The 15,253-nt window shown below is 39.9% G+C and carries 12 protein-coding genes and 1 riboswitch; of the genes, 7 read left to right on the top strand and 5 right to left on the bottom strand.

Features of this window, described 5'->3' with window-relative positions:
- Window positions 1-3: 3 nt before the first annotated feature.
- Together mqnE and BGP15_RS01910 are read right to left on the bottom strand one after the other, a co-directional pair.
- On the bottom strand, window positions 4-1,203 hold the full coding sequence (mqnE, locus tag BGP15_RS01915) for an aminofutalosine synthase MqnE (RefSeq protein WP_070567833.1): 1,200 nt from the start codon (window positions 1,201-1,203) through the stop codon (window positions 4-6).
- A 103-nt stretch (window positions 1,204-1,306) separates the two neighbouring features.
- On the bottom strand, window positions 1,307-3,142 hold the full coding sequence (locus BGP15_RS01910) for an ABC transporter ATP-binding protein (protein ID WP_070567835.1): 1,836 nt from the start codon (window positions 3,140-3,142) through the stop codon (window positions 1,307-1,309).
- A gap of 265 nt (window positions 3,143-3,407) precedes the next feature.
- Here BGP15_RS01910 and BGP15_RS01905 point away from each other — a divergent pair, with 265 nt between their 5' ends.
- Window positions 3,408-4,568, top strand: coding sequence for a pyridoxal phosphate-dependent aminotransferase (locus BGP15_RS01905; protein ID WP_120332598.1), 1,161 nt, complete (start codon window positions 3,408-3,410; stop codon window positions 4,566-4,568).
- Window positions 4,569-4,699: 131 nt separating this feature from the next.
- Complete coding sequence (locus BGP15_RS01900) at window positions 4,700-5,539, top strand: prephenate dehydrogenase (protein ID WP_286753742.1); 840 nt, start codon at window positions 4,700-4,702, stop codon at window positions 5,537-5,539.
- A 56-nt stretch (window positions 5,540-5,595) separates the two neighbouring features.
- On the opposite strand, the gene BGP15_RS01895 is transcribed toward BGP15_RS01900, so the two are convergent.
- From BGP15_RS01895 to BGP15_RS01885, 3 genes are all read right to left on the bottom strand, one after another.
- Window positions 5,596-6,816, bottom strand: coding sequence for a tetratricopeptide repeat protein (locus tag BGP15_RS01895; protein ID WP_286753741.1), 1,221 nt, complete (start codon window positions 6,814-6,816; stop codon window positions 5,596-5,598).
- Between the two features lie 49 nt (window positions 6,817-6,865).
- Complete coding sequence (locus BGP15_RS01890; protein ID WP_088162243.1) at window positions 6,866-7,249, bottom strand: hypothetical protein; 384 nt, start codon at window positions 7,247-7,249, stop codon at window positions 6,866-6,868.
- 102 nt (window positions 7,250-7,351) lie between these two features.
- Window positions 7,352-9,964, bottom strand: a complete 2,613-nt coding sequence (locus BGP15_RS01885; RefSeq protein ID WP_286768565.1) for a TonB-dependent receptor — start codon at window positions 9,962-9,964, stop codon at window positions 7,352-7,354.
- 436 nt (window positions 9,965-10,400) lie between these two features.
- On the opposite strand from BGP15_RS01885, the gene BGP15_RS01880 reads away from it, so the two are divergent.
- The 5 genes from BGP15_RS01880 to BGP15_RS01860 all read left to right on the top strand — a co-directional run bounded on the left by BGP15_RS01880 (window position 10,401) and on the right by BGP15_RS01860 (window position 15,062).
- Window positions 10,401-11,030 (top strand): Crp/Fnr family transcriptional regulator, encoded by a 630-nt coding sequence (locus tag BGP15_RS01880; RefSeq protein ID WP_070567849.1) that lies wholly within the window; start codon window positions 10,401-10,403, stop codon window positions 11,028-11,030.
- 58 nt (window positions 11,031-11,088) lie between these two features.
- The gene (locus BGP15_RS01875) at window positions 11,089-11,934 is read left to right on the top strand and encodes an NAD(P)-dependent oxidoreductase (protein WP_286768564.1); all 846 of its coding nucleotides are present in this window, start codon (window positions 11,089-11,091) and stop codon (window positions 11,932-11,934) included.
- Between the two features lie 118 nt (window positions 11,935-12,052).
- Window positions 12,053-12,796 carry a dienelactone hydrolase family protein gene (locus BGP15_RS01870; protein WP_286768563.1) on the top strand — a complete coding sequence of 248 codons (744 nt, stop codon included), beginning with the start codon at window positions 12,053-12,055 and terminating at the stop codon, window positions 12,794-12,796.
- 33 nt (window positions 12,797-12,829) lie between these two features.
- The gene (locus BGP15_RS01865) at window positions 12,830-14,080 is read left to right on the top strand and encodes a hypothetical protein (RefSeq protein WP_286768562.1); all 1,251 of its coding nucleotides are present in this window, start codon (window positions 12,830-12,832) and stop codon (window positions 14,078-14,080) included.
- 139 nt (window positions 14,081-14,219) lie between these two features.
- Window positions 14,220-15,062 carry a VanW family protein gene (locus BGP15_RS01860; RefSeq protein WP_236560236.1) on the top strand — a complete coding sequence of 281 codons (843 nt, stop codon included), beginning with the start codon at window positions 14,220-14,222 and terminating at the stop codon, window positions 15,060-15,062.
- A gap of 63 nt (window positions 15,063-15,125) precedes the next feature.
- A riboswitch (TPP riboswitch) is annotated at window positions 15,126-15,218 on the top strand.
- Window positions 15,219-15,253 lie beyond the last annotated feature (35 nt).

Raw genomic sequence — 15,253 nt, 5'->3', positions numbered from 1 at the left:
GAGTTATGAATTGACAACAGGTAATGCGTAATAGCTTTTCTTTTGATCAACTTGATCAAAAACAACATCATTATAATCGGTTACCACATTGTAGAGGGTATCTCTTTCAATCGGATGGCGTCCAACATTTTTTATCAGCTCGACAACCTCTTGTGTGGTCATCCCCGGTTTTTGCTCTTCTGCTCCTGCCATGCTGTATATTTTTGTCGTATCATCCAGTGTTCCGTCTATATCATCGACCCCAAAAGCCAAGGACAACTGGGCCGTATCTCTCGATATCATTGCCCAATAAGCTTTAATATGATCAAAATTATCCATGTAAATTCGAGCGATCGCGTAATTCCTGAGGTCTTCAATAACGGATACCTCCGGAATATGGGACATTTGATTCTCCTTGTTTCTAAATTTTAGTGGAATAAAGGTCTGAAAACCACCAGTCTTATCCTGTAGCTGTCTTAAGCGCTCCATGTGATCGACACGATGCCAAAACTGCTCTATATGGCCGTACAGCATGGTTGCATTGGTATGCATGCCCAGCTTATGCGCCTGCTCATGAATATCCAGCCATTGTTCGGCTGTGCATTTATCATGTGCAATCTGCTCTCTGACTTCTGGATGAAAGATTTCCGCACCACCGCCCGGCATAGAATCTAATCCGCAGGATTGCAGATACTTCAATCCGTCGTAATGGCTCAATTTTGCTTTCTTGAAAATATAGTAATACTCTACAGGTGTAAGTCCTTTGATATGCAACTCGGGACGATGTGCTTTACATTTGCGAAAAAAATCGGCATAAAATTCGAGGTTCTGCTTAGGAACAACCCCTCCGGTGATATGAACTTCAGTAACAGCCTCCTTGTCGTACTTTTTCACAATATCCATCATGCCGTCGACTTCCATCTCCCAACCTTCAGCCCGTTCTTTTATTAAGCGGGAATACGAACAGAACTTACAGTCATAGACACAGACGTTAGTCGGCTCGATGTGAAAATTACGATTGAAAAAAGTATGATCACCATGGCGTTTCTCGCGAATATAGTTAGCAAGCACACCAAGGTAGCCTAACTCACCTTTCTCATACAAAAGTACGCCGTCCTCAAAAGTGATACGCTCCTCTCGCAAAACTTTCTCCGCTATATCTCTCAATTCGACAGCTAAATTCTTATCGTTAATCAAGAAATTCAATTTATCTATTGCGTTCATTAAATGTATCTCCTATCTTAAATCAAATGTACCGAAAAGGCAACAAAAGTTATAATAAAAAATGTGACAACAACTAATTTGACATAGCTCTTAGAAAAGGAGCCTAATCTGTAAATTGTTGCATTTCGATTAATTTACGGTATAATCCTTCTTGCTGTATCAGCTCACTATGGCTACCTGCTTCTACAATCTTTCCGGCTTCAATAACCACAATTTTATCCGCATTCTGAATGGTACTTAAACGATGGGCAATCACAACCGTTGTTCTATTGTCCATTAATTTATATAAGGAGTCCTGCACCAACTTTTCAGATTCGGTATCTAAAGCAGAAGTCGCCTCATCAAGAAGCATGATCGGTGGATTCTTCAAGACAGCTCGTGCAATACAGATCCGCTGACGTTGGCCACCAGATAATTTACCGCCCCTATCACCTATGTTGGTCTGATAACCCTGTTCCGTTTTCACAATAAACTCATGCGCATTCGCAATCCGTGCAGCGGCTTCTACTTCCTCTTGACTGGCCGAAAGATTAGCAAATGCAATATTATTGAAGATCGTATCATTAAACAAAATGGACTCTTGATTAACGACACCGATCATGTCCCGTAAAGAATCCTGGTCTAAATCCCGTAAATCAATACCGTCAAACAAAATTTGCCCCCCAGTAACGTCCATAAAACGCGGAATTAAATCAACTAAAGTTGATTTTCCCCCACCTGAAGGTCCCACCAACGCAATAATCTTCCCTTTTTCTATAGTCAAATCGATGTTCTGTAGAATCTCTTTATCTTTGGTATACGAAAAATTCACCTGATTAAAGACAATATTCTTCTCAAAGCTTTTCACAAGCTTCGCGTCTGCGCGATCTTTCACTTCCGTCCGTTCATCGATAAGTTCCAATACACGCTCACCCGCAGCAAGACCATTATGAATACCGCTGAAAGAATCTGTTAACGCCTTTGCCGGACGCATCACCTGTGAAAAAATAGCGATATAGGCAATAAATGCGGGCGCAGTTAAACTCTTGTCACCTGAAAGCACCAAATGGCCGCCATACAAAAGAATAATAGCCACCATAATTACCCCCAGCAATTCGGACACAGGTGAACTTAACTGTTGTCTTTTAGCCATAGCACGACCGATATTGGCGTAACGTTCGTTCTCATTATGAAACCTGTTCTTAATAAATGAAACGGCATTGAAAGCTTTGATAATTTTTATTCCAGACAATGCTTCGTCCAAATAGGAAATCATATTTCCATACGATTCCTGTGCCGCATGCGCTTGGCTTTTAAGATTCTTAACGATTCTAGAAATAAAAAATGCAGAGACGGGAATGACCAAGAGTGAAAAGAATGTCAATTGCGCAGAGATATTAAAAAGCATCACGATATAAGCGATCAATTGCAAGGGCTCTTTAAAAACCACCTGTAAAGTCCCCGTCACAGAATACTGCACGACCTGTACATCAGACGCAACTTTAGAAACAATATCTCCTTTTCGTTGTCCTGTAAAATAACCGACATGTAAATCCATTACACTGTCAAATACCGCTCTACGCAATTTGAGCAAAGTATGAATACGGAAATTCTCCATAATGCGTTGACAGAAGTAGCGAAACAGATTACTGATAAATACGGAGATCACAATTGCAATACAGACCCTTTGCAATGCGCCATAGGCACCAAACTGCTCATTTGCCATCGATGCATAGTAATTGAACCAAGCTAAAATATCTGTGTACGCTTCAGGTTTCACGACTTCAATAGCTGCTTCACAAGCCTCTTTTCCGGTTTTAAAAAGTGTATGGAGTAAAGGAGCAAGTAATGCCAAATTCAACGTGCTAAAAACAACCGTGATCAGCGTGCAAATTACATAGGGGATTGCAAATTTCTCAATGGGTTTAGCAAACGATAAGAGCCTAAAATATGTTTTCATTTATGTTGAACTAAGACAAATTACTTTTACATCAAAAGTAATTCGTCGGTCTCTCCTCTAACTTCCAGATTTTTGACGAGGAAATTGAACAAAAATAACAAATTAATCAAGAAAAGCACATATCCTGGCAAGGGACTATAAAATTGTTGCATCGCAAGAATAAAGCATTCAGCTTGTTCAGCTTGAAAAATCGATAAAAAAATCTCCTTTTAATAGATAATTCCCTAATTTAGCCTTATTCAAATACCAAATTTATTAAAATAAAATGCAAATAGACGTTGCCAAAAGATTGCAGCATACTGAAGAATATTATTTCTCCAAAAAATTAAGAGAAATAGATGAATTAAACAAGCAGGGTGCGCGTGTAATCAACCTAGGAATTGGAAGTCCAGACTTGCCTCCACACCCGGAAGTGATCGAGACATTAAATACGAATGCCCAACTTCCAAATGTGCATGGCTATCAAAATTATAAAGGCGCCCCCGCCCTACGACAAGCCGTTGCAGATTGGTATCAACGTTATTATAACGCGACTTTTAATCCCAATACCGAAATATTACCCTTAATAGGGTCAAAAGAGGGTATTGTGCACATCTGTATGACCTATCTTCAGGAAGGAGACCAAGCGCTTATACCCAATCCTGGCTACCCAGCTTATGCTGCTGCAGTGAGATTGAGTGGTGCTGAAGCGATCACCTATAATCTTACACAAGAGAAAAATTGGCTTATCGATCTAAATGAGCTCAAAAAACAAGACTTGTCAAAGGTTAAATTGATGTGGATAAACTATCCTCATATGCCAACAGGTGCTTCAGCACCCGATGCATTTTATCAAGAGCTGATTCAATTTGCTAAAGAGTATAATATCCTGATTTGCCACGATAATCCGTATAGCTTTATTTTGACAGATACGCCAAGAAGCATTATGAGTATCCCTGGCGCGAAAGATGTAGCCATTGAGTTGAATTCGCTGAGCAAGTCTTCCAATATGGCGGGATGGCGAATTGGTGTGCTCGTGGGTGCCGAAGAACGTATAAACCAAGTACTCCGTTTCAAAAGTAACATGGACTCAGGTATGTTTTTACCTGTTCAGCTGGCTGCGGCAAAAGCCTTACAACTTGATGCCTCCTGGTATGCTGATCTAAACAAAATTTATGCTGAAAGACGTCAACAGGTGTATGAAATTATGGATTTGCTGGACTGTTCTTATCAAAAGGACCAAGTAGGTCTATTTGTATGGGCACGCATCCCTGAAAAATACAAGGATGGTTATGCCCTGAGCGATGCTGTTTTGGACAAATCACGGGTATTTATTACACCGGGTGGAATTTTCGGAGACAAAGGCGATCAATATATACGCATCAGTCTCTGTGCCACAGTAGAGGTGCTCAAAGAATCAATCCAGCGCATTAAAGATAATTTCTAAGACATTCGATATCGGGGCAGCTTAACTGCTTTGAAATTATCGATAGAATAATTGATCGACAAACAACCAGGGTATAAAGCGTTCGGTGTATAACATTTGAACAAAAATACGCTTAATATAATTGTTTACATATGAACATTGCCATTGTAGGCGTAGGCTTGATCGGCGGCTCAGTTGCCATTCGCCTAAAAGAAACAAAATTCTGCGACAAAATTATCGGTGTAGATAAGAGTCAAAAGAACTTAGATAAAGCGATGCACATCGGCTTCATTGACGAAACAGCAAGCTTAGAAGATGCGATTAAGAGCTGTAAAGTATTAGTGCTCACAATTCCTGTCGATGCCATTTTACATGTTGTTCCTCAAATCTTGGATTTGGTTACAGATCAGGTCGTCATTGACATGGGATCGACAAAAACAAATATTCTCAACAAAATCAAGGATCACCCTAACCGGGGGCGTTACGTTGCAGCCCATCCCATGGCCGGAACCGAGTATTCGGGGCCTGAGGCTGCAATAGCAGGCTTATTCAAAGGCAAGATGATGGTGTATGTCGAAGCATTTAAAACGGATGAGGATGCTTTCGAAATCGCCGATGCCATCACCGACCAATTGGAGATGCGCAGCTGTTTTATGAATGCGGACGAACATGATGTACATACTGCTTATGTATCACACATCTCCCACCTGACCTCTTTCGCCCTCGCCTTAACGGTATTGGAAAAAGAGAAATCTCAGGGACGTATCTTTGAGCTGGCAGGATCGGGATTTGAATCTACAGTACGTCTTGCCAAAAGTTCGCCCGATATGTGGACACCTATTTTCAAGCAAAATCGCGAAAATGTACTCGAAGTGCTCGAAGAACATATCAAGCAGCTTCAATCCCTGCACGATTCTATTGCCACGGAGGATTATGACAAATTGCACAAACTTATTACCCGTTCCAATAAGATAAAAAGGATCATTAAATAAAGGCTGCTCTAGTTAGAGCAGTAGGTATAAAAAGTCCACCAAAAGGTGGACTTTTTTTATTCATCTTCCAATTCATTGAATTTATCCAGGTCGGCTTTTGCCCCGATAGGATCACCCAATTTTTCACGAATTGCTGCGCGATATGAATACAAATCAGAATAATATGGATTCAAATCGATCGCTTTCGAGTAATCTGCCAGTGCGCCTGGTAAATCCTCCAACTTTTCATTCAAATCGGCTCGTAATGAATACACATAAAAATCTTCCGGATTGAGCGTAACAAGGCGATCAAAATCCAATAATGCTTCCTCAAAATTTCCCAACCGCTCAAACAAAGATGCCCTTTCTTCGTATACGATCGATGAATCACGATCTATTTCCTCCGCCTTGGCATAGTCTTCCAGCGCACTTTGGTAATTACGATAGGATTCAAACACTTTTGCACGAAATATATAGGCGGCAGAACGATTCTCATCAAGAGCAATAGCCTGATTGAAATCAGACAATGCCAATTCAAAACAGGTCAATTTCAGGTACAAACTTCCTCTAAAAACAAACAGGTTGCTATCCTTGTTGTCGGATTCCGCAATAGCAGAAGAATAAAGACCGATTGCTTTTAGATAGCTATAGCAATGAACATATTCAAGTCCCAATGAATTTATTTCGTCAGTACTGAGCGTCCTAGACTTCGATTCCAGCTCTTGTATGACCAAATTTTCAGCTTCAAAATACGTTAATTCAGCTTGATTTTCCTGCCATTCCAAAACGCTATGGTAATTAAAATCCAGTCTCTTGGCAATCTGATAATCATAGAAAGCACCTTCGTCTTCATCGATGAGTCGATAAACTAAACAACGGCTCGCATAAAAAAATGGCTCCTCTTTATACTGTTCGATTGCGCTTGTAAACGTTGCAATAGCTTGGTCATATGCCGCTATTTTAAAATAATAAAGCCCCAAATAGCTATAGGCAAGTGCATGATTGGTCAAAGCAATCGCCTGCTCAAGTAAAGCGACAGGATTACCATCGCCACTGATTCCGACATTAAATCCTTCCAATGTAGATCTAATCGCGCTCTGTTGGACGGTGTCTAACCAATCAGCGGAAAAAGATGAACTCGCTTCCGGAAAAAATGATGAAATAGGTAAAAAAGAAAACTTAGCAAGAAGTACGGGTACTGGCAGTGTAAAATCTGATTCCACAAAAGTATTGTTTTGTAGAATGACAGCTAGATTTGAAAACATATGCTTCATGCCCAAAACTAAGCTAAATTTCATTACAAAAGAAATCTAACGGGAGATCAGGTATTATAATCGGGTATTCTTATCAACTAATTTCACCTGTCAGGTATAAGTATTTATAGCGGACAATATCCCTCGAATTTGTAAATTTGATTAATTTTTCCTTTTTGAAAACATAATTGGAAACCTTCTCTTCCATCAAACGCAGGAATTCAACAAATTCAGCAAAAAAGTCTTGACGTTCTCCTGGTGTAAACTGGCTGTTTTTTACAATCCAAAAGAATTGCTCTTCATTTACATGGAAAGATACCTCATTTTTCTTTTCTTTTCGAAAAATAAAGATTGGGTCATTTTCTTGGTTAATAAATAAAGCAAAGCCTGTATTTCCACCATCCAAATTAACAACAAAAGCAGAAAAATGGACAGTACCGATCTGTAAATTTTCCAGACAAATTAATTTATGCAACATCAGGTTGACAATTAGATCACCTAAAATTATTAAGTTTTTATTAAAAAACAAAAAAAGGCCCACAAAATAATTGTGGACCTTTTGTATTCGACGTAAATCTTATTAGAATGTAAATTTCACAGATGCATTCCAAGTTCTACCCTGTCCGATCAAAACAAAATTGGCAGTATCAATACCATTCCAAGTATTGTTCACATCTGTCACCAAGTTACTCGAAGTAGCTTCCGAAATATAGAACTTATTCAACACATTGTTCATGTTAACACGGAAACTCATGCTGTTCTTGTCACTTACTTTGACATTGTAAGAAAGACCGGCATCCAAAAGATTAAAAGACGGTAATTTCATATAACGTCCATAAGTTTGGCCATCTATTACTTCTCTACGATAATTCGATGCATACAAACGCTCATAATATCTGTAGTTTGCGTCAACAGACAAACCCTTAAACACTTTATATTTAGCACCAAATCCATAAGAAGTTTGCGCTGCGTTACCAACATGTTCACCGGTTAAGTTAACCTGAGAACGTCCCAATTCGACGCGGTTATCGTTACGTATAACAGAGTTTACTGCACCATCGTATTTCCAGTCACCTATCGATAAAAACCCTGTTAGGCTTAATTTTTCGATTGGGCGGGCCTCAAAATCAACTTCTACCCCTCTATGCACCTGTTTTACACCGTAATTTGTTGTATATAAATAGGCACCTTCGACCAAAATACCAGGATCATTTGTTGGGTTGTATTTTTTCACATCATCTGCCGTCGCTAAACTCGAACTACCCGTAACACGGTTTTCCCAAGTTGTGCGGTAAACATTCACATTCACATCCAAGAATCGAGAAGCAAATTTATAACCAGCCTCTAAACCAAGGATTTTTTCATTTTCAGCATTTTCATTAATATCATTTGCAAAGTTCATGAAAATATTGTTTTGATAAGGCTGACGGGAATAGTACCCCGCATTACCAAAAACACTATGATGTCCCAATGTATAACTTACACCACCCTTCGTATTGTAGCCAAAGTTGTTCACGTCTTTAGAATCCTCATTACCTGGTATGTATTGAAAATAATCAGAACGTTTGTTTTGTTGTTCGGAAACCGATCCTTGGAAAAACGCTGTAAAGCCATTTTTCGCATATTCCAATTGACCGAACAGACCGCCATAACGGATGTATTGATTGTAATCCCAAGCTAAACGATCTTCACGCGAATCAGGTTTGCTTGAGAAAGCTTTCCAAGGATTTGTTGAGTATGTATTGGTAACCAATGGCTTATTAGGGAAATTAACATTACCGCCCAATACAACACCATTTGTATTTCCTAGTGGATCTGTCAATTTACGATAATGTGTACCCTTATAATCTCTCACATCAAAACCCACATTAAAATTCAGGGACTCTGAAAGCTTACGGTTATAATTGGAAACTATACCAAACCACTGATGATTGTTCACATCAGCAGCCAAATATTTGCCTTTGTTGTATTTATCACTTCTTAACGATTGACCGCCCCCAGCAGCTAACGACGCATAAACGACAGTTGACAAAGATGATTTATCATCGATGGTCCAATCCCAGTTCAAGTTGGCTACCGGCTTATGATAAAAGTTCTTTTGCGCATTCATCATCACGCCATTTGCATCCTTATAATTGTCGTTGTAACGTCTGCCATTAGCAAGATAGTTAGACAATTTTGAGGTATATCCTTGGTTGTGCCACTGTGGTGCACCGGTTACCATGAAGTTCAGGTTGTGCTTTTCATTTGCTTTGTATCCAACGGACAAGAAATAACTTTGTCCAGCACCTTCCGTATGATCCATATAACCGTTACCTGACCATTGCGTAAACATAGCCGAAACAGCAAAACCGTTTTTCATCAGACCGGTATTGTAACCTACTGTTGCCTTCATAAACATATCGTTACCAACAGTAGTGCGGACAAAACCACCTTCTTTCATTGCGGTAGATTGTGTCACGTAATTTACGGTACCGCCGACAGATGAAATCGCTAATTTAGATGATCCCAAACCACGTTGAATCTGCACTAAAGAAGCAATATCTGTAAGTCCCGACCAATTCGACCAATATACACTTCCATTGTCCATACCATTGATCGGCTGACCGTTCAACAAAAATGCGGTATTGGACTGATCAAAACCACGTGTTGTCATAGAAGACTCACCAAAACCTTTTGCCTGACCAGTGATATAAACCGACGGGGTATTAGCTAGTGCTGAAGTAATATCCTGTGCGCCTACCCTTTCCTCTAAATCCTGTTTACGGATCGTCGAAACGGCAATCGGCGTCTTTCTTCCCGCAGCAATATCAATAACACCATGACCGACAACAACAACCTCATCCAAATTTGTTGAAGATCCAGCCGTAAAAATTGGATTGATATTCAACGATTCCCCCGATTTCAGCATGATGTTTTCGAAAACAACAGGCGTTTCGCCAATGTAAGTTACCTCTACTTTGTAGGGGCCTCCTTCTTGAAGATTTGAAATTTGAAATTTTCCTTGGGCATCGGCTGAGCCACTTACAACTTGTCCACTTGGGATGTGGGTAATTTTAATGGTTGCTCCTTTAACCGTTTGTCCAGTAGCTTCTTTGACAACTCCTGAAACCGAACCAGTATTTGCTGTTTGACCATGAACGGCACTATAACTAGCAAAAACGAGGGCAAAAAAAAGTAAAGACTTTTTCATGTTAGATGTGATTGTTTTGTTTTTGTGGCGCAAAATTAGGAATTGATTGTCTTTTTAACTAATTTTAACAATAGGATTATCAGACCCTAGCGCTATACAAAACAAATCAGTTTTAAGCTTCCACAGAAAAACAGCTACTTCTAAAACAAAGAGGCAATAAAAAAACAGATTAAATAAAATAAATACAACACATTCATCACATTCTTAAAAAAACACTAAAAATAATCAGAATAACATTTTGTCTGTTTTGAATAAATCAAAATTTATGAATTTCACGATTTTATATGTTAGCTGCTGGATACGCCACACACAGCACAAAAAAACCGGTCTTTCTACACATTATTTCCACCAACATTCTTTTCCACCAACATTCTTTTCCACAGCCACGGGATAAAATAAGCCCGTAAATAATTAACTTTAACTAAAATAATACCGTATGTTGTCAATCCAACAAGCTTATACAGGCATTCTTGAGCCAGAGTTAATTACTGCAATAGCCAAAAACGCACACATCAAAACGTTTCATGAGGGGGATCTCATCATTGATACCAATCAATACATCAAGTCGATGCCCCTTCTCCTAGATGGAGCAATAAAAATTGTCCGGGAAGATGAAGACAAAGGCGAACTGCTGCTCTACTATTTGGAAAAAGGTCAAACCTGTACGATGTCAATAGCCTGTTGTCTCGGAAATAAAAAAAGTGAAATTCGTGCCCTCGCAGAAAAAACAACAACGGTTGCCATGATTCCAAATGAGCTTGTCAACCTTTGGATGGGAAAATACCCCTCTTGGCGAAATTTCATCATATCAAGCTATTCAAGCCGTATGGACGAAATGTTACAAGCTATTGATAGTCTAGCCTTTTCCAATATGGAAGAACGAATCATCCAATATCTGAAAGCCAAAGTAAAGCTGAACAACGACCGAATACTTACCCTTACGCATCAGGATATTGCTTCTGACCTAAACACATCCCGGGTAGTTGTCTCCCGAATTTTAAAAAAACTGGAACAGGAAGATAAAATAGTGCTCCTTCGTAACGAAATCAGGGTATTAGTGGAATGACCAAAACATTTGTATCTTTAATAGACGTAAATTTCAAGAGCTATTAATGTAATTTTAGATGAAGATAGAAAAATTAGGATTTATAGGATTAGGAAACATGGGGCACCCCATGGCTAAAAACCTGGAAAAAGCAGGATTCCCCCTTTCTGTTTATAATAGAAACCGTGCAAAAGCAGCGGGCTTTGAAGAACAATCAATGATCAGAGAAGGTATAGCCGAATTGGTCGAACATGCTGATATTGTATTCTCCATGCTCACCAATGATGAAGCTGTCAGTGAAGTATATGAAAAAATCCTTCAAGGAGATATCAAGGGCAAATTATTTGTCGATATGAGTACCATATCCCGTGAACTCACCCTGTCTATCGCATCCAAACTCAAAGAAAAAGGAGCCGCATTTATAGATGCACCTGTGGCCGGCAGTACCAAGCCCGCGGCAGAGGGCACCCTGATTATTATGGTCGGTGGTGAACAGGAGGATCTTCATCGCGCCCGGCCATACCTCGAGCAGATGGGCAAGTCGATCAAACATGTTGGCGAAAATGGCCAGGGAATTGCCGCCAAACTTGCGATCAACTATTTTCTTTCAACGATCTATCAAGGTCTCGCAGAGACGATCTTATTTTCAGATAAACTGGGAATTCAACGGAGTGATATGCTCGAAATCATCAATGATAGTGCCAGTGGCAGTGGCGCAACAAAAGTCAAAACGCCTTTACTGGTGGAAGAGAACTACAGTCCTGCTTTCGCGCTAGATCTTATGCTGAAAGATATTCGACTGGCGCAACAAGCCGGTGCCGAATATCCCCTCCTCAAGACATTACTCGATACCTACGGGAAAGCACACGACAAAGGTCTCGGACAACTCGATGTTATTGGTATTATTGAATATATAAAGTCGTAACTTCAGGTTGACGACAGCGGAAAAAATGTACATTGAAAATTATATTTAGTTGAGATGGACTCCAAATTAGGTTCATTTCTGATCACACAAAATAATGAGCGGAACAAATTATTGACAGATGAAAACAGTTATGACACTATTGATGCTTACTATGGTCACGATGACTACGCAGGCCCAACAATTAAAACAGGTTTCTTACCAGGATGGTGAACAAAAACTCAACGGCATGGTAACCGCCAATAGGGCAAAAAAAGGCCCTGCTGTCTTAATTCTTCCTGCGTGGAAGGGAATTGACAACGAAGCGAAACAAGCGGCATTGCTTCTTGAAAAAGAAGGTTACATCGCGTTCATTGCCGACATCTACGGTGAGGGAAATATTCCTGCGGACAACACCGCAGCTTCGAAAATTGCAGGCCACTACAAGACGGACTATAAAGCTTATCAGCATCGCATCAAGCTCGCATTAGAACAACTGAAAAAAGAAGGCGCAGATCCGACAAAAATTGCGATCATTGGCTATTGCTTTGGAGGTTCAGGAGCATTAGAAGCGGCGAGAGCCGGCTTCCCCGTCAATGCCGTGATCAGTATCCACGGAGGCCTATCCAAAGCTGCCGATAGACCCAATGGTTCCATTAAAACAAAAGTACTCATTGAGCACCCTGCAGCCGATAAGAGTGTATCAAAAGAAGATTACGATGGGTTGGTCAAGGAATTAAATGAAGGAAAAGCAGACTGGCAAATAATTACCTACGCAAATTCTGGACATACGTTTACGAATCCCGAGTCAGCGGAATATAATCCCGTGATGGCCAAACGTGCCTGGGAGCACACCTTATTATTTTTGAAAGAAGTATTAAATTAAATAGCAAAGTCAGCAACAGCAATATCGACCCAAATGAATTATAACGCGAAACTGCACATTTATCCGATTATCATTCAGTTGTTGATATTGCTGTTTTATAGTCCCATTGCAGCATCGCAAACAGTAAAATCGTTAACAATAGCTAGCCCTACACAGGCAGTTCTGTTTGTAACCAATGAGTCCGATAAATCAACTGATTTTATCATGCGTTTACACGAAAAAAATGCTGCTGCGATTTTCAAGCAAGTACCTTTTAGCACAACAAAGTTACTGGTCACAAAAACCGATGCAAAAAAACTTACATTTAGCGTTAAAAATCAACAATGGACCATCGATGTATTGTCATTGAAACAACGTCATGCCATGATCTTGTTTGATGGCTTAGGCAAACCCAAGATCATATACGATAGTAATACCTATGTGGCAGCAGCCAAATCCATATTAAGCAACAGCACACAAGTTGCGTCAAAGAATCCTTCGTCACAATATAATGCCCAACATTTCTTTGACTCCATTGCACAAGTGCAATTTATTCCATCCAGGCAATATGCAGCGGCTATTATCGCCAATACAGCTCTCCCTCTTTACTACAGTCAGCGTAAAAATCAATGTGACGGCACGTATGTCATGCAGCAGTTTTCCGATGAAAATGAGGTGGAAACTGGAGCAATTGTGACGACTGTATATGAAGAAGGCAAAGAGCTCACATCCAACAATCTTTCCGGCGGAAATAATTATTTCAGCAAAAGATGCTATAATCAGTTCGGACTTATCGACTCCATACAGTACCTTCAAAACAGCAAATGGAGCAACAGCACCATTTACCGTTATCTCCCAAACGCCATTGTTTCCTACGATCCAACATTACAAACAGCGACAATAGACCACTTGAACAGCAAACTCCAGGTTGTAAAAAGTGAATCCATTCATTTTTTATACCAACGGATAGATTGGACCATTTACAGTTATGACAAACAGAATCGCATGAGTGAAGAGCTGTCGGGCAGAAATGATCAAAGGGAAAGTCGGGTCCGTTATGCGTATAGCGATCCGAAAACAAGTGATTATATACTACGCCAAACCTTCGATCAAAATGACCAACTCACAGCGGAAATCAAGCGATCCTACCGGGCCAACGAAACAGTTGATGAATTCTACTTCAAGGGGGTATTGCAACAAAAATCAATTGTAAAAGATTTGGGAAACTGTACGTATGAAAACCTGAACTATAACGGGCATGGGAAGCTCACGGGCAAATACGTACAAACAAGAAAACAGCTATAGACATAGAGCGAAAAGCCAGTATACACCCGATGGAACAAAAGTTCTACCCCCTATACAGTAAAAACACAGGACAAAATCAAAAAAAGCGGCAAAAGATAGATTTCTGCATTAATTTTGATAGCGATAAATAAACATCGTATTGAAAAAAAGAAAACTGATCAGTCAACAGCACCCCTTGCTCTATTTTTTTGCAGTATGGGTAAGAAGGATGCAGCGAAAAGCCGTCTGGCTATTTGACGACAAAAAATACAGCAAAGTTAAATCAGCTGAAAAACTTCCCTTTCGTATTAAAAAGCATCAGTCTGTATTATTAAAAAAGCTGGGCGAAAATAATATGCAATTGCAGATCAACAAAGTGACCAACCTGAAAATTGCAGCAGCACAGATCAATAGCATTCTGATCAGACCGAAGGAAACCTTTTCATTTTGTAAACTCGTGGGGCTCCCCACCGTAAAGAAAGGGTATCTGCCCGGCATGGAGTTATCCTTCGGTGAAGCAAGGGCGGGTATTGGCGGTGGAATCTGTCAAATATCCAATCTCATCCATTGGCTTGTTATCCATAGTCCACTCACCGTCAGCGAACGTTATCATCACTCCTTTGATCCTTTTCCTGACGATGGTCGTGTTTTGCCATTCGGCAGTGGGGCTACCGTATTTTATAACTACCGTGATTATCAATTCACCAACAACACGCCTTACACCTTCCAGATCAACCTCTGGTTTACAGAGAAATGTTTAGAGGGCGAATTGAGGATCGATCAGGAGCTGGATTTTGCATACCATGTCGTTGAAAAAGAACATCAATTTCTTAAAATAGACAATCAGTTCTTTCGTAAAAATGAGATTTGGCGCGAGAAGTTTTTAAAATTTCAGGGTGGAAAGATTTTAGAAACAGAACTTTTGACCAAAAATTTTGCCCGGGTTACTTATACCCCTGTTGAATATATTGAAATTAGTGCCGATCAAAATCCGGCCGATTAATTTAACAAGCTAAGTGATCGAAAAATGATGGATATGAAAAGTCCTCTTTTTTGTTTAAATTTGGTCTGGCTTTGGGGGTATTCTGTATAGAATTGAGATAGTCCCTTTGAACCTGATTCGGTTTATACCGGCGTAGGGAAAAGCAAAAATCCACTGTACAGCATACTCCTTTACTGCGCAGTCTATCGCTC

Origin of the sequence: Sphingobacterium sp. 40-24, from assembly GCF_001899705.1 — a bacterium.
Classification (GTDB): Bacteria; Bacteroidota; Bacteroidia; order Sphingobacteriales; family Sphingobacteriaceae; genus Sphingobacterium; species Sphingobacterium multivorum.
This window is presented reverse-complemented; position numbering and strand designations above follow the sequence as displayed.